The organism is Kitasatospora sp. NPDC048298 (assembly GCF_043201465.1).
Lineage (GTDB): Bacteria > Actinomycetota > Actinomycetes > Streptomycetales > Streptomycetaceae > Kitasatospora.
The window spans coordinates 72356-88205 of record NZ_JBICYZ010000020.1; the positions used below are offsets into that span (position 1 = coordinate 72356).

The following is a 15850-nucleotide window of genomic DNA, read 5'->3' on the forward strand; positions in this document are numbered from 1 at the left end:
CCAGCGTAGGCAGTCGCCCGGTGTGCCCAGGTCCGCCGGTAGGGCGATCCGCCCTACTCCGTAGGTCGGAGAAGCACCTGATCCGATTGGGAGGGTCCTTCCCCCGCCGGGTAGCGTCCGGCCCCATGACTTGGATGCGGTGGGCGCCCGCCATGGAACAGGCCCTGTACGACCCCGGGCAGGGGTTCTACCGCAGGCCGGAGGGCCCGGCCGGGCACTTCCGCACCTCCGTGCACGCCTCACCGAGGTTCGCCCGTGCGGTGGCCCGGCTGCTGCTGGAGGTTGACGAGGCCCTCGGCCGTCCGGAGGAGCTGGCCCTGGTCGACATGGGGGCCGGGCGGGGCGAACTGCTCACCGGGGTCCTGGCCGAACTGCCCGCGCCGGTGCTGGCGCGGCTGCGCCCGTACGGCGTGGAGATCGCCGGGCGTCCGGCCGGCCTGCCGTCCACAGCCCTGTGGACGGACGAGCCGCCGCGCGGGGTGACCGGGCTGCTGTTCGCCAACGAGTGGCTGGACAACGTCCCGCTGGACGTCGGCGAGGTGGACGAGGACGGGGTGCTGCGCTACCTCGAGGTGGACACCGCGACCGGCGAGCAGCGCCTCGGCGAGCCGGTCTCGGCGGCCGACGCGGCCTGGGCCGGCCGCTGGTGGCCGGCCGCGGAGCCCGGCGAGGTGGTGGAGTTCGGCGCCCCCCGCGACGCCGCCTGGGCGCGGGCCGTGGCCGGGCTGGAGCGCGGGCTGGCCGTCGCCGTCGACTACGGGCACACTGCCGGGCGGCGGCCGCCGTTCGGCACGTACGCGGGCTTCCGGGACGGCCGGGAGGTGGCCCCGGTGCCGGACGGCTCCTGCGACGTCACCGCGCACGTCGCGCTGGACTCCGCCGCCGTGCCAGGTCTCCACAGCCTGTGGACAACCCAGCGGGAGGCGTTGCGCGCGCTCGGCGTGAGTGGCGAGCGCCCGGCGCTCGCGCTGGCCTCCAGCGACCCGGCCGGCTACCTGCGGGCGCTCGGTGGGGCGGGGGAGGGGGCCGAGCTGACCGACCCGGGCGGCCTCGGCGCCTTCGGGTGGCTGGTGCAGGCCGTCCGCATGCCGGAACCGGTGAGCTTGGCGGGCCTGCCGGGATGGCAGACTCTGGGAGCATGAGGGAGACCACGGTCGGCATCGGGGCGGGAGCCGAGAACTTCACCGGCGCGGCGGGCACCACCGACATGGTGCTCAACATCGGCCCGCAGCACCCGGCCACCCACGGCGTGCTGCGGCTGCGGATGCTGCTCGACGGCGAGCGCATCGTGAGCGCCGAGCCGGTGATCGGCTACATGCACCGGGGCGCCGAGAAGCTGTTCGAGGCCCGCGACTACCGGCAGATCATCATGCTGGCCAACCGGCACGACTGGCTCTCCGCCTTCTCCAACGAACTCGGCGTCGTCATGGCCGTCGAGCGGATGCTCGGCATGGAGGTCCCCGAGCGGGCGGTGTGGATCCGCACCCTGCTCGCCGAACTCAACCGGGTGCTCAACCACCTGATGTTCCTCGGCTCGTACCCGCTGGAGCTGGGCGGGATCACCCCGGTCTTCCACGCCTTCAACGGCCGCGAGGACCTCCAGCACGTGCTGGAGGAGGCCTCCGGCGGCCGGATGCACTACATGTTCAACCGGGTCGGCGGCCTCAAGGAGGACCTGCCGGCCGGCTGGCTCGGCCGGGTCCGCACCGCCGTCGCCACCGTGCGCTCGCAGCTGCCGGTCTTCGAGGACCTCGTCCTCGGCAACGAGATCTTCCGCGCCCGCACCGCCGGCGTCGGCGTCCTCACCCGGGCGCAGGCCGAGGCGTACGGCGTCAGCGGCCCGATCGCCCGGGCCAGCGGCCTGGACCTCGACCTGCGCCGCGACGAGCCGTACCTCGCGTACGGCTCCGAGGAACTGCGGCAGGTGCTCACCGTGGTCACCCGCGAGGAGGGCGACTGCCTGGCCCGCTTCGAGTGCCTGCTGGAGCAGACCCTCAACTCGCTGGCCCTTGCCGACGCCTGCCTCGACAAGCTCGCCGCGCTGCCGCCCGGCCCGGTCAACCAGCGGCTGCCCAAGGTGCTCAAGGCACCCGAGGGCAGTACCTACGCGTGGACCGAGAACCCGCTCGGGATCAACGGCTACTACCTGGTCTCGCGCGGCGACAAGACGCCGTGGCGGCTCAAGCTGCGCTCGGCGTCCTTCAACAACATCCAGGCGCTGACCGAGCTGCTGCCGGGGACGCTGGTCGCGGACATGGTGGCGATCCTGGGGTCGATGTTCTTCGTGGTCGGGGACATCGACAAGTAGGGTCCCGGGCCCGGCCTCGGGTTTCCCGGCTCCGGCCCACCAGGACGCCCGGTGGGCCGGACGTCCTGGTGCCCCGGTCAGGCCTTCTTGGGCTTCTTGACCGGGTCGGCCGGGTGCGGGGCCACCTTGCGGTCGCCCTTGGTGGCGATCCGCTCCTCGCACAGCCGGGCCAGCACCTCGTAGCCGGCCCTGCCCATCAGCTCGGTGAGCTCGGGGCGGTAGCTGACGTACACCGGCTCCGCGCCCTGGTGGGCCGCCGGGGCGCCGGTGCACCACCAGTGCAGGTCGTGGCCGCCCGGGCCCCAGCCGCGGCGGTCGTACTCGCCGATCGACACCTGGAGGTAGCGGGTGTCGTCGGGGCGGTCGATCCAGTCGTAGGTGCGGCGGATCGGCAGCTGCCAGCAGACGTCCGGCTTGGTCTCCAGCGGCTCGCGGCCCTCCTTGAGCGCGAGCGCGTGCAGGGCGCAGCCGGCGCCGCCCGCGAAGTCCGGGCTGTTCACGAAGATGCAGGCGCCGCCGACCCGGCGGGTCTGGCGGTCGCCGTCCTCGTCCAGCATGGTGATGCCGCCGTCGGACCTGATCCGGCCCTTGGCGTCGGTGCCCTCGGCGAAGTTCTCCCACAGCTCGGGGGTCAGCCGGGCCGCGTGTCCCAGGACGCGCTGCTCGTCGTCCTCGTCCGAGTAGTGCGCGCCCAGCGTGCAGCAGCCGTCCGACTCGCCCCGGCCCTCGCGGATGCCATGACAGCCCTGGCCGAAGACGCAGGACCAGCGGGAGGTCAGCCAGGTGAGGTCGCAGCGGAAGACCTGCTCCTCGTCGGCGGGGTCGGCGAACTCGGCCCAGGCGCGGGGGAAGTCGAGCGGGACCTCGTCGCGCGGGATCTCGCGGCGCAGGGTCGGCATCGCGAGGTCGACGGGGGCGGGGGAGGCCTTGGGCTTCGCCTTGGCCTTCTTCTTGGACGTTTCTGCTGGTGCCACCCGGCAAGGGTAGAGCTTTCGGGGGTGGTGGCGCGGTGGCGGGACCGATGGCGGTGCCGATGGCGGTGCCGATGGCGGTTCCGCGGGTGGTTCCGGGGGTGGTTCCGGGGGTGGTTCCGCGGGCGGGAGGGATGGCGGCTCCCGGCCGCGGGGACGCCGGGGTGAAGGCGGGGTGAAGAGGTCCGGCGGGGCGTGCGGGCGGGCCCGGCGGCGTGCCTAGGATGGCGGCCGGTCCGCTACGGGCCCGCTACGGGGAGGTACGGGGATGGCAGGCGGCAGCACCGGGGCGTCCGGCCGCGCGGGTGGGGAGTTCGTCCTCAGGCCGTGGGAACTGCACGGCGAGGGACGGGAGTTCGAGAAGCTCGGCGGCGAGCTGGCGAAGGCCGTCACCGCCCTGGAGGAGGGTCTCGCCGCGATCGGCGCGCCCTGGGGCGCGGACCAGCCGGGCAGCGGCTTCGCCACCGTGTACGGGCAGGCGCGCGGCGAACTCGTCGGCGGGCTGCGGGGGTTGGCCGGGCGGGTGGCCGGGGTCGGGGCCGGGCTGCACACCATGGCCGCGCGGACGGCGGACACGGACAGCTCGGCGGCGAGCGGGTTCGGGGCCACGGCTGGTTCGGGGGCCACGGCTGGCTCGGGGGTGCCGGCGGTGACGTCCGCGGTGTACTCGACGGCGCCCGAGGCAACCCCGGGGGCCGTTCCCGTCGTCCCCGGGGACAAGTCGGTCTGACCGATCCGGCTCCAGGACGGAGCGGCTCGAAGGGGGACCGGCTCCGGGACGGAGCGGTTCGAGACGGACCGGTTCGAAGGCGGACCGGCTCGAAGGGGGAAAGCGCGTGTCCAGGAAACTGCCCGAGGAACTGGCCCCGGTGCTGGCCAGGACCGGCCAGCAGTGGCCGCAGGCCGACGAGGAGGGCCTGCGCAAGGCCGCCGGGGTCTGGCGCGAGTTCGGCAAGGAGGCCGACCGGCTCACCCGGCGCTGCGGCGAGTCCGTCCGGCGGGTCACCGCCGACAACTCCGGCCACGCGGTCGAGGCCTTCGGCGCGTACTGGCAGGGCTTCAGCGGCGGCGGCAGGGGCCACCTGGACGACGCGCACAGCGCGGTCGGGCTGGTCGCCGGGGCCTTCGACACCGCCGCGCGGGCCGTGGACACCTGCAAGGCCGAGATCATCGCGACCCTGCGGCAGCTCGCCGCCGAGCTCAAGCAGGCCGAGGAGCAGGCGGCCAAGGCCAAGGAGGCGGCCGGCCGGGCAGCCGCGGCGGCCGACGGCGACCCGACGAAGAGCGGGGTGGTCGGCGGACTGGAGACCGCCGTCGGCGGCCTCGCCACCAAGCTGAAGAACGCCGCCGCCGAGCAGGTCGCGGCGGGGGTGGCGGCCGTCGCCGTCGAGGCCGCCGCGCTGAAGATCGGCGGGCTGCTCGCCGAACTCGGCCGCGCCATGAAGGACGGCCTGTCCGGCGCGCTCAAGGAGCCCGCCGCCGTCGCCCTGCTGAAGCTCGGCACCGCGCAGGGCACGGGGATCACCGCCGCCTCGTACCGCGCCGGCGCGTTCGACCCGCTCGCCGCCGGACTGCCCGCCGCCCTCGGCGAACCCGGCGTGCTCGGCGCGGACGGTTCCGGGCTGGTCCTGCTCGCCGGGAAGGACGGCAAGCCGCTGGTCGGCGTGCCCGGGCTGACGGTCAAGGTGGACGAGCACGGCAAGCCGGTCCTCGGCCCGGACGGGCAGCCCGTCATCCTGCGCGCCGACGGCACGCCGGTGGCCGACGCCGCCGGGCTGCTGGTCGTCCCGGGGCCGGACGGGAAGCCGGTGGTCGGGGTCGCGGACCTGGCCGTCCGGCTGGACGAGCACGGGCAGCCGGTGCTCACCGACGAGGACGGCAAGGCGGTCCGCGGGGTGCCGATCGCCGGGCTCACGCCGGGGGCGGACGGGCCGGGTGACGACAAGCCCGGCGCCGACAGGCCGTCGGCGGGTGGGACGCCCGACGGGCCGGCGGATCCGAAGGTGCCGGGGGCCGTGAAGGTGGCCTCGGTCGCGGTGGCGGACCCGGGGGCGGTGGTCGGCGGCCCGGATGTGGCGGTGGCGGCGGGCGCTTCGGCGGGTGCGGGTGCGGGCTCGGGTGCGGTGGCGGCCGGGGGCGGGGATGGCCTCTGGGGCTCGGCGGGGCAGCACCGGGCGGCGGGTGGCGGTGGCGGCGGGGGTGGCGGTGACTCGGCGCCGTCGGTGCCGTCCGGTGCCGCTCCGGTTCGGCAGGGCGGCGGGTCGGCGGGCTGGTCGGACGGGGACTACCCGCTCCAGGCGCCCGCGGCCTCCTCGCATGGCAGCGCGGTCGGGGGCGGTGGCGGTGGCGGCGGGCCGGTGACCGTACGGACGGACTCGGTGAGTGCGCCGGTCGCGCCCGTCACGGCGCCGTCCGTCGGCGGTCCCTCGCACGGCCCGGCGCCGGAGGCCCCGCCGACGGTCCGGCCGGTCGCGGTGCCCGGGCAGTTCGCGGCCCCGGCGTACGGCGGCGGGTATGGCGGGCACGGCGGGTACCCGGCGCCCGGGCCGGTCGGCACCGTCGGGCCCGGGCCGCTGGCGGGCAGCGGCGGCGGGCCCGTGAACGTGGCGGCTCCGTTCGGCAGCGGCGTCGGGGCGGGCGCGTCCGGCAGCCCCGGTGGTGTGGTGGGTGGCGGTACGGCCGTCGGCGGGCCGCAGCCCGGCGCTCCGGGGGCCAGGACCCCGGCCGGCGCCGCGCCGAACCCGGTCGTCGGACCGCCGGTCCACGCCGCCCCGCCGCCTCCGGCCGCACCCCCGATCGTCGGGACCACCCCGGTGATCGGCCGGCCCGAGCCGCACCCGGGGGAGGCCCGGCGGCGGGAGAACGCGGCGGGCCTCGCCGACCCCACCCTCGCCTGGGGCGCGGTCCCGGTCGCGACCGCCCACGCGATGGCCCTCCAACTCGCCCTGCGGGCACGGCACGGAGCCCAGCCGGAGGACCCGACGGTCCGGCCGCGCAGCATCACCGACAGCCGACCGTACGGCCTGCCGGGCGGGCTCGGGCCGGTCGACCCGGAGCACCAGGCCGAGGTCGAACGCCGCGTGCCCCGGGACGAGGACGGCCTGCCCGTCCGCCACCCCGACCCGGCGGTCGGCGGCTGGGCGGAGGTCGTCAACGACGGCGGCCACCGCGAACCGGGCCGGGCCAACAACAGCCTGGAGATCGCCCTCTCGGCGGTCGAGTGCTACACCGGCCGCCCGACCTGCGCGGCCCCGCGCATCCCCACCGAGGGCGACGCCGGCGAACGCGGCGGCCGCGACCGCGCGGAACGCGAACTCGGCGCCCCCTTCCGGGACCTGGGCGACGGCGGCCCGGCCTTCGACCGCCTCGCCGACGACCTCCGCCGCGCCGGCCACGGCTCCCAGGCCGTACTGCTCACCCTCGACGCCTACGGCCGCCCGCACGCCTGGAACGCCGTCAACCACCAGGACACCGTCACCTACCTCGACCACCAACTCGCCCGCCAGGCCCCCACCCCCCTCCACCCCGCCACCCACGGCCTCTGGGCCATCGCCCTCACCCCCGAAGGCCGCCCCCTCACCCCCACCCCCTGACCCGCCCTCACCGGAAGCCGCCCCCCCCCGACTCCCCGGGCCACCCACCCCGGCGGAAACCACGAGGCCCCCACAGGAAGTCGGCCCGTCCGACTTCTCGCGCAGGGGGTGGTGATGGGGGCGTAGGGTCGCGGGTCAGGTCGGGATGGGGCTGGGAGTGGACGGACGGGGTGGTCGGGTGATTGCGCGGGCGCAGGCGGTGGAGGCGGGGCACCGGTGGATCAACGGGGATCTGCCGCAGGGGGCCGGGGCGGTGCGGCGGGTGTGCACCCATGAGTTCGAGCTCGGCTGGGTGGTGTGGGCCGAGCCCGCCCGGGTGGTGGTGGATCCGCGGACGGGGGAGCGGCGGGCGCCCGAGGAGGTGGGGGCGGCCTGCGCCGTGGTGGACCGGGAGAGCGGACGGTTCACGGTGTGGCCCTCGGTGCCGGTGGACGAAGTGGTCGGGCTGTACCGGGACTTCGTCGGCGCGGGCGGCTACGACCCGACCCTCCCGCCCGCGACCGGCCGGGGTGCCCGGGCCGAGCTGACCTACCGGGACGGCACCGGCGAGGAGCGGTCGCTGGCGCTGCGTTCCGCGGCGGGTCTGCCGCACCCGGCACTGCGCGGCTGGTGGTGGCTGCGCGAGCAGGGCGTCGCCGCCGGGGACGTGCTGGCCGTCCGGACCGACCTGCGGCCGAGCGCCCTGCCCGGCGGCTACTGGTCGTACGCGCTGGCCGCCGAACTGCCGCACGTCCGGATCGACTTCGAGCTCCCGTACGGCCCGCGCTTCGACCACCGGGCCGCCGCCGTACGGGCGCTGCCCGTGTCGCCGGACGGTCCGGCCCGCAACCGGGTGCCCTTCCCCCGCGCGGTGCGCCCCGCACCCGACGAGCCCGACGCGGCGCTCGCCGCCCGGCTCGCGGAGCGGTTCGGCCCGGCGGGCGTCCAGCGCTTCGAGCCGGCCGACGTCGCCCGCGCCGAGCTGCCCGGGGACGCGGCCGCGCTGCTGCTGACGGTGGGCGTCCCGGTGGCCGTGCCGGGGTTCTTCGCCCTGCACCACCCCGGGCCGGACGCGATCACCGACGGCACCCGCCAGGGCGGCGTCCTGCCCCCGCTCGCCGGGTACCTGGCCGAGCTGGGCCGCGGCACCAGGGTGGCCGAGCGGGAGCGCCTGGCGCTCGCCGGGCAGCTGCTGCTGGGGACGGACGGCTGGGCGCTGCTGGCCCTCGACCCGGTGGCCGGAGCCGTCCGGGCGGTGGAACCGGACTACGCGACCGCCCGCCACTGCAACGCCGACCTGCGCGCCTTCGTCCGCTGCCTGGAGGTGTTCGCCGACTGGTGGCCCGCTCTGCGCGGACTCGACCCGGTGGCCGCCGGCGGGGCGGTGGACGCCCTGCAGCGGGCGCTGGCGGCGGTGGACGGCACGGTCTTCGCGGACCCGGAGAACTGGTGGGCCGTCATCGTGGAGCAGCTGTGGGACGGCCTGCTGTGAGGGGCGGCCCGCGGTGAGGGACGCCCGGGGCCGCCGGACCCCCGCTCCGCCGCCCGCCGACCGGTCCCGGACCAGCGCGAATACCGTCACACCCCCGCTCGGCGGCTCCCGGATCGCGTAGCGTGGAGAGTTATGCGACTCGGTGTGCTCGACGTAGGTTCCAACACGGTCCACTTCCTCGTGGTGGACGCCCATCCGGGCGCTGCTCCGTTGCCCGCGTACTCGCACAAGGCCGAGCTGCGCCTGGCCGAGCTGCTGGACGCGGACGGCGCGATAAGCGAGGCCGGCATCGAGCGGCTGGTGGGCCACGTCGCCTCCTCGCTGCGGGTCGCCGAGGACAAGGGCGTCGTCGACATCCTCCCGTTCGCCACCTCCGCCGTGCGCGAGGCCGCCAACGGTGAGGAGGTGTTGCGCCGGGTGACCGCCGAGACCGGCGTCGAGCTGCGCGTGCTCTCCGGTCAGGACGAGGCCCGGCTCACCTTCCTGGCCGTCCGCCGCTGGTTCGGCTGGTCCTCGGGCCGGCTGCTCAACCTGGACATCGGCGGCGGCTCGCTGGAGATCGCCTGCGGCCTGGACGAGCAGCCGGACGTCGCCTGCTCGCTGCCGCTGGGCGCCGGCCGGCTGACCGCCCGCTGGCTGCCCGGGGACGTCGCCGACCCGGACGGGCTGCGCGAGCTGAGACGCCACATCCGGGCCGAGCTCGCCACGGTGGTCGGCGAGATCACCCGGCTCGGCCCGCCGCGGCACGCCGTCGCCACCTCCAAGACCTTCAAGCAGCTGGCCCGGATGACCGGCGCCGCCCCCGCCGACGCCGGGCCGTACGCCGACCGCCGGCTCACCCGCAGCGGGCTGGCCTCCTGGCTGCCCCGGCTGTCCGCGATGACCGTCGCCGAGCGCGCCCGGATCCCCGGCGTCTCCGAGGGCCGGGCCAAGCAGCTGCTGGCCGGCGCGTTGGTCGCCGACGCCGCGATGGACCTGTTCGGGCTGGAGGAGCTGGACGTCTGCCCGTGGGCGCTGCGCGAGGGCATCATCCTGCGCCGCCTGGACGCGATGGACGGCTCGGCCGACCGCCGCCGCCCGGCGCTCACCTCGTAAGCCGGGCGCGCGGCCCCGTAGTCCGCGCCCCCGGCCGCGCCGGGCGGCCACCCGGCCCCCGTACGCCCCGCCCCGGGGCCGGGAGCGCCCCGGAGGGCCGCCGACCGACCGGGCCCGGGGCAACGTGCCGATGGTCACTGCGCCGGTCATCCCGTCCCGTTCGCAGCGTGCTCCGCTTACGCTGTCTCCCGTGGTGCAACCAGCGGGCGAGGACGGAACGCAGGAGGGCCGCACTCCCGGGAACGGGCAGTCGCGGCCGGACGGTCCGCGCCGCCGGCTCGGCAAGGCGGTCACGGGCGCCACCGCCGCCCAGGCCGCCAAGCAGGCCGCGAAGGCCGTCAAGGCCGCCCAGCGCACCGCGAGGACCGCAGCGGCGAAGACGACCGCCGCCACGACCGCCGCAGCCAAGGCGAAGACGGCCAAGACGGCGAAGGCCGCGAAGAGGCCGAAGCGGGCCCCCGGGCACCAGCCCACCGCCGGGACCCCCGCCGCGCAGCAGTCCGCCCCGAAGAAGACCCGCACCGCCCGGGCCACCGGCGCCGCCAAGGCCGCCGTCCAGTCCGTCCGCTCGGTCAAGGCCGCCAAGCGCGACGCCGCCCGACCGCCGCTGCTGCGCACCACCGACCGGCTGGTGCTGCCCCGGCACCCGGCCCTGCACATCCCCGACACCAAGGTGGTGCTGTCCACCGCCTCCGTGTACCCGGCGAGCACCGCCGTCGCCTTCGAGCTGGCCGCCAAGCTCGGCTACGACGGGGTCGAGGTGATGGTCTGGAACGACCCGGTCAGCCAGGACATCGACGCCCTGCGCCGGCTCTCCGACGCCCACCGGCTGCCCATCCTGGCCGTGCACGCGCCCTGCCTGCTGATCACCCAGCGGGTGTGGAGCACCGACCCGTGGACCAAGCTGGTCCGGGCCCGGGCGGCCGCCGAGAAGCTCGGCGCGAGCGCCGTGGTCGTCCACCCGCCGTTCCGCTGGCAGCGCCAGTACGCCCGGGAGTTCGTCGAGGGCATCAACCGGATGGCGGGCGAGACCGACATCCGCTTCGCCGTCGAGAACATGTACCCGTGGCGCTACCGCGACCGCGAGATGCTCGCCTACGCCCCCGGCTGGGACGTCACCGACGAGGAGTACCGGCACTTCACGATCGACCTCTCGCACGCCGCCACCTCCCGGATCGACACCTTCGCCATGGTCGAGCGGATGGGCGACCGGCTCGCCCACGTCCACCTGGCCGACGGCAGTGGCTCCGGCAAGGACGAGCACCTGATCCCCGGCCGCGGCAAGCAGCCCTGCGCCGAGCTGCTGGAGCACCTCGCCCGCACCGGCTTCGACGGCCACGTGGTGCTGGAGGTCAACACCCGCCGCTCGGCCTCCCCCGCCGAACGCGAGGCCGACCTGGCCGAGGCCCTCGCCTTCACCCGCCTGCACCTGGCCACCCCGTCGCACGTACGCTGAGCCGTCCGGCCGGAGCGGGTGCGAACCGCCAACCGCCCTACCGAGGGGGAGAAGTGACGAACAGCCAAGAGAGCAAGGGGAGTCAGGAGTTCAGCGGACTCCGCAACTTCCGCGAGCTGGCCGGGAGCTTCGGCGCGGTGGCCGCCGAGTACGACCGCGGCCGCCCCGGCTACCCGGAGGAACTGTTCGACGAGCTGGAGCGGTTCTGGGGCCGGGGGCTCAAGGGGGCCAGGGTCCTGGACGTCGGCGCCGGCACCGGCATCGCCACCCGCCTGCTGGCCGCCCGTGGCGCGGACGTCGTCGCCGTCGAGCCGTCCGCCGGGATGGCCGCGCAGTTCCAGGCCGTCTCCCCGCAGCTCCCGCTGGTTCGCGGCGGCGGTGACGACCTGCCCTTCCACGACCACTGCGCCGACCTGATCACCTACGCCCAGGCCTTCCACTGGACGCAACCCGGGCGGTCCGTCCCCGAGGCGGTCCGGGTGCTGCGGCCCGGCGGGGCCCTCGCCGCCTGGTGGAACCTCTTCGACGAGACCGTCCCGTGGGTGCGCGCCCGGGACGAGCGGCTGTCCGCCGAGCTGTCCGGCCGCTACCACGGCTACGGCCGGGTGGCCGACCTGACCGCCCCCTTCGCCGCCGCCGGGCTGGAGGTCCGCCGCACCCAGCTGCGCTGGCAGCGGCGGGTGTCCGTCGAGCAGGTGGTCGACAACCTCACCTCGCGCTCCTACTTCGCCTCGTTGGCCCCGGAGCGGCGCGAGCCGCTGCTCGCCGCCGAGCGCGCGGCGCTGCTGGCCGAGTTCCCGGACGGACAGGTGGTCGAGCCGTACGTCCTCGACCTCACCGTGGCCGTCGCGCGGCACTGAGCCGTCGCCCCGACGCCCGCCCGCTCCCGCTGTCCGGCCCGCCCCGCGCCGCCTGCCCGCATCGCGGACGGACCGTCCGCCGGCCGGACGGCGGGCGTAGGCTCGGTACCCACAGCGGCCCCCGAACCCTCCCAGCAGCGGGGTGCCCGCGAGAGCCCCGAAGGAGTGGAGCACAGTGCCCGAGCTGAGGTCCCGTACGGTCACCCACGGTCGCAACATGGCAGGCGCCCGGGCGCTTCTCCGGGCGGCCGGCGTAGCCCGCGAGGACTTCGGCAAGCCGATCATCGCGGTCGCCAACTCCTTCACCGAGTTCGTCCCCGGCCACACCCACCTCCAGCCGGTCGGCCGGATCGTCTCCGAGGCGATCAAGCAGGCGGGTGGTATCCCGCGCGAGTTCAACACCATCGCCGTGGACGACGGCATCGCGATGGGCCACGGCGGCATGCTCTACTCGCTGCCCTCGCGCGACCTGATCGCCGACTCGGTCGAGTACATGGTCAACGCGCACTGCGCGGACGCCCTGATCTGCATCTCCAACTGCGACAAGATCACCCCGGGCATGCTGATGGCCGCGCTGCGCCTGAACATCCCGACCGTGTTCGTCTCCGGCGGCCCGATGGAGGCCGGCAAGGCCACCCTGGTCGACGGCACCGTGCGCAAGCTCGACCTGGTCGACGCGATCTCCCAGGCGGTCAACGAGAACGTCTCCGACGAGGACATCGCGATCATCGAGGAGAACGCCTGCCCGACCTGCGGCTCGTGCTCCGGCATGTTCACCGCCAACTCGATGAACTGCCTGACCGAGGCGATCGGCCTCTCGCTGCCCGGCAACGGCTCGGTGCTCGCCACCCACACCGCCCGCAAGGACCTGTACGAGCGGGCCGGGCGGACGGTGGTCGAGATCGCGAACCGTCACTACGGCCAGGACGACGCCTCCGTCCTGCCCCGGGCGATCGCCACCCGCGCCGCCTTCGAGAACGCCATGGCCCTGGACATCGCCATGGGCGGCTCGACCAACACCATCCTGCACCTGCTGGCCGCCGCCCAGGAGGCCGAGCTGGACTTCGACATGCGGGCGATCGACGCCATCTCCCGCAAGGTGCCCTGCCTGTCCAAGGTCGCGCCGAACGGCTCGTACTACATGGAGGACGTGCACCGGGCCGGCGGCATCCCGGCCATCCTCGGCGAGCTGTACCGCGGCGGGCTGCTCAACGAGGACGTCCACACCGTGCACGCCGACTCGCTCGCCGAGTGGCTCAAGACCTGGGACGTGCGCGGCGGTTCGTCCTCCGCCGAGGCCGTCGAGCTGTGGCACGCCGCCCCCGGCTGCGTCCGCTCCGCCGAGGCCTTCTCGCAGTCCGAGCGCTGGGAGTCGCTGGACACCGACGCCGCCGGGGGCTGCATCCGCAGCGTCGAGCACGCCTACTCGGTCGAGGGCGGCCTGGCCGTGCTGTACGGCAACCTCGCCGAGGACGGCTGCATCGTGAAGACCGCCGGCGTGGACGAGTCGATCTGGACCTTCAGTGGCCCGGCCGTCGTGGTCGAGTCCCAGGAGGACGCGGTCGAGGCGATCCTGGCCAAGCGGGTCAAGGAGGGCGACGTCGTCGTCATCCGCTACGAGGGCCCCAAGGGCGGGCCGGGCATGCAGGAGATGCTCTACCCGACCTCCTTCCTGAAGGGCCGGGGCCTGGGCAAGGCCTGCGCGCTGGTCACCGACGGCCGCTTCTCCGGCGGCACCTCGGGCCTGTCCATCGGCCACGCCTCCCCGGAGGCGGCCTCCGGCGGCACCATCGCGCTGGTCGAGGACGGCGACACCATCGCCATCGACATCCCGGGCCGCCGGATCTCCCTGGAGGTCCCGGACGAGGTCCTGGCCGAGCGCCGCAGCGCCCTGGAGGCCGCGGGCGGCTACCGGCCGAAGAACCGCGACCGCCAGGTCAGCCAGGCCCTGCGCGCCTACGCCGCGATGGCCACCTCCGCCGACAAGGGCGCCGTCCGCGACGTCTCCAAGCTGGGCTGAGCCCGTACGGGCCCGTACGGGGCACCTCGTACGGAACGAGGAGCACGCAACGAGGAGGAGCCGTCCCACCGGCCGGGACGGCTCCTCCGCCGTGTGCGGCGGTCGGGTGATAATCGACGGTGTGAGCGAGCAGCCCCCCACCCCCGCCCCCACTCCCGCCGGCGCCCCCGAGCCGGAGCCCATCCGCTGGTTCGGCACCACCTGGCTGAACCGGGACAACGGCTACTGGCTGCGCCGGGTCGCCGTGTCGGTCGGTTCCCTGGCCGCGGCCGCCGCCGCGGTGCTGCTGCTGCGCTTCGGCGTCGAGGGCGTCGCGCTCTCCGACAACGGCGGCTTCCTCAACGGGCTGCTGACCGCCGCCATCGTGGTCTGTTCGATGATGGCCGTGCGGCGCACCTGGAAGGTGCTCACCGAGGGCAAGGACAAGCTGACCGGCTGGATGGCCGAGGACAAGTCGCTCGGCGCGGTGTGGATGATCGGCGGGGCCGGCTCGCTCCTCGCCTACTTCGCCCGCAGCCTGGTCGAGGCCCCGGGCGAGGCGGTCCGGCGGGCCGCCCACCGGCGGGCCGTCGAGCAGTACGAGAAGCGCCGGGCCGGCCGCAGTGGCCGACCCGGCGGGAAGCGCAAGGGCTGATCGTCAGGTCCGGCTGACGGATCCGCACTCGTCGGTCGGCTGGATGTCCTTGCTGCGGTCGTACGGGTCGATCTCGGGGCCGGTCGGCCGGGAGCCCGGAGCGTCCGACTGCAGCTCGGCGAACTGGTCGAACTGCGGGTGGAAGTAGCCGTCGTAGACGCCACAGGCCGAGTTGGCGGGGTCCGTCTGGCTCCCGCCGAAGGCGATCTTCCTGGGATCGACGGGGTAGCGGCCCGGGTCGTAGAAACGGAACGTCTCCACCCGGCGCACGATGGTGCGGGTGGTCCAGGTGTCCCCGGACACGTCGCCGCTCGGCGTGAGCAGGCCCGCCGGCTTGGCCGCGCCGTCCTGGGGCGCGGCCGGCTTCGTCGGCTGCGGGGCGCCGGTCGGCGGCTTGGGCGACATGGCCCGCTTGGCGGCGTCCGGACCGGGGCGCAGCGCGTACACGAAGCTGAAGTCGGTGTGGACGAGGACGCCCTTGTCGCCGTCGCCCTCGTACGTCATCCGGCCCTGCACCTTGACCACGTCGCCCACCGGAATGGCGTCGCGCGGGTCGAAGCGGCTGAACCAGGAGGTCGGGTCGTTCTTCTCGGACGGGTTGTCCAGAGCGGCCACCGCTCCGTCGCGCTCCTCCCGCAGCAGCAGCGCGAGCGCGGCGTCCGGCCGGCCGCCCCCGACCGTCTTCGGGTCCAGGTCGGCGGCGGTCAGGTAGTCCTTGACCAGCTGCAGCTGGGCGGCGACCTGGTCGGCGGAGAAGACGCCGGTGGCCTTGGCCTCGGGGAGCACGAAGGCCTCCGCGCCGTTCGGCCAGCCCTCGGCCGGGGAGCCGGCCCACGGGTGGTCCACGGTCGGCTGCTCCTCGGGGGCCTTCGGCGGCGCGGTCGTCGGCTTGGCGGTCTCCGGGGCGACGGTGGGCACCGGCGAGTGCGGGGCCGAGGCGCCCGCACCCCAGCGGAACGAGTACCAGTCGCGCAGCGCGTCGACGTTCAGCGCCGCGAGCACCACGGCGACGGCCAGCGCGACGAACAGCGGCGCGCGCCACTCCAGCCGGCGGCGCGGGCGCGGGTTGCCCCACGGGTCGGGCGCGGCGGACTTCGGCTTGCGGCCGAACCGGCGCTTGGACGCCCGCGGGCCGTCGTTGACCGAGCGGCGGCCGCCCGGGTCGACCGGCGGGGTGTGCTTCCACCGGGCGGACAGCATGCGGGTGCGTCCGCTCTGCTCCTGGACGGCGGCGCCCCTGATGAACTCCTCGTCCAGGACGAGGTCGGCGAACGGGTCCTTCTTGCCCGTCCCGGACGGGTCGGACCCGCCCGGCTCGTCGCCCCCGGAGGGGCGCGGTTCCGGATCTTCGGCTATCGGCATCGCGCCAGTATGACGACGGGGGGTGACGGTGCGCCGATCGGGGGCACACCACGTGGTGAACTCGTGCGGATCGGGTGACA

General features: G+C 75.5%; 12 protein-coding genes. 10 read left to right on the plus strand and 2 right to left on the minus strand.

Annotated features, from left to right (window positions below; translation table 11 throughout):
* Positions 1–125: 125 nt before the first annotated feature.
* A complete protein-coding gene (locus ACGF0D_RS17470) occupies positions 126–1142 on the plus strand; it encodes an SAM-dependent methyltransferase (RefSeq protein ID WP_392917021.1) in 1017 nt (338 codons plus the stop codon).
* On the plus strand, positions 1139–2308 hold the full coding sequence (locus tag ACGF0D_RS17475) for an NADH-quinone oxidoreductase subunit D (RefSeq protein ID WP_392917024.1): 1170 nt from the start codon (positions 1139–1141) through the stop codon (positions 2306–2308). Before ACGF0D_RS17470 ends, ACGF0D_RS17475 begins: the two co-directional genes overlap by 4 nt.
* 77 nt (positions 2309–2385) lie before the next feature.
* Here ACGF0D_RS17475 and ACGF0D_RS17480 read toward each other — a convergent pair whose 3' ends face one another.
* On the minus strand, positions 2386–3282 hold the full coding sequence (locus ACGF0D_RS17480; protein ID WP_392917026.1) for a hypothetical protein: 897 nt from the start codon (positions 3280–3282) through the stop codon (positions 2386–2388).
* A gap of 265 nt (positions 3283–3547) precedes the next feature.
* Between ACGF0D_RS17480 and ACGF0D_RS17485 the strand changes: the two genes are divergently transcribed.
* From ACGF0D_RS17485 to ACGF0D_RS17520, 8 genes are all read left to right on the plus strand, one after another.
* Positions 3548–4009, plus strand: a complete 462-nt coding sequence (locus ACGF0D_RS17485; protein ID WP_392917029.1) for a hypothetical protein — start codon at positions 3548–3550, stop codon at positions 4007–4009.
* A 106-nt stretch (positions 4010–4115) separates the two neighbouring features.
* Positions 4116–6872, plus strand: a complete 2757-nt coding sequence (locus ACGF0D_RS17490) for a toxin glutamine deamidase domain-containing protein (RefSeq protein ID WP_392917032.1) — start codon at positions 4116–4118, stop codon at positions 6870–6872.
* A 262-nt stretch (positions 6873–7134) separates the two neighbouring features.
* Entirely contained in the window at positions 7135–8343 is a 1209-nt protein-coding gene (locus ACGF0D_RS17495; RefSeq protein ID WP_392917035.1) for an SUKH-4 family immunity protein, read from the plus strand.
* 132 nt (positions 8344–8475) lie between these two features.
* Positions 8476–9438 carry a Ppx/GppA family phosphatase gene (locus tag ACGF0D_RS17500; protein WP_392867753.1) on the plus strand — a complete coding sequence of 321 codons (963 nt, stop codon included), beginning with the start codon at positions 8476–8478 and terminating at the stop codon, positions 9436–9438.
* Between the two features lie 652 nt (positions 9439–10090).
* Positions 10091–10894, plus strand: coding sequence for a sugar phosphate isomerase/epimerase family protein (locus ACGF0D_RS17505; protein WP_392868758.1), 804 nt, complete (start codon positions 10091–10093; stop codon positions 10892–10894).
* Positions 10895–10947: 53 nt separating this feature from the next.
* Complete coding sequence (locus ACGF0D_RS17510; RefSeq protein WP_392917038.1) at positions 10948–11754, plus strand: class I SAM-dependent methyltransferase; 807 nt, start codon at positions 10948–10950, stop codon at positions 11752–11754.
* Positions 11755–11929: 175 nt separating this feature from the next.
* On the plus strand, positions 11930–13774 hold the full coding sequence (ilvD, locus tag ACGF0D_RS17515; RefSeq protein ID WP_392867748.1) for a dihydroxy-acid dehydratase: 1845 nt from the start codon (positions 11930–11932) through the stop codon (positions 13772–13774).
* 121 nt (positions 13775–13895) lie between these two features.
* The gene (locus ACGF0D_RS17520; RefSeq protein ID WP_392917041.1) at positions 13896–14408 is read left to right on the plus strand and encodes a hypothetical protein; all 513 of its coding nucleotides are present in this window, start codon (positions 13896–13898) and stop codon (positions 14406–14408) included.
* A 3-nt stretch (positions 14409–14411) separates the two neighbouring features.
* Here the strand turns inward: ACGF0D_RS17520 and ACGF0D_RS17525 are convergent, their stop codons facing one another.
* Positions 14412–15770 carry a hypothetical protein gene (locus ACGF0D_RS17525; RefSeq protein ID WP_392917044.1) on the minus strand — a complete coding sequence of 453 codons (1359 nt, stop codon included), beginning with the start codon at positions 15768–15770 and terminating at the stop codon, positions 14412–14414.
* Between the last annotated feature and the right edge of the window lie 80 nt (positions 15771–15850).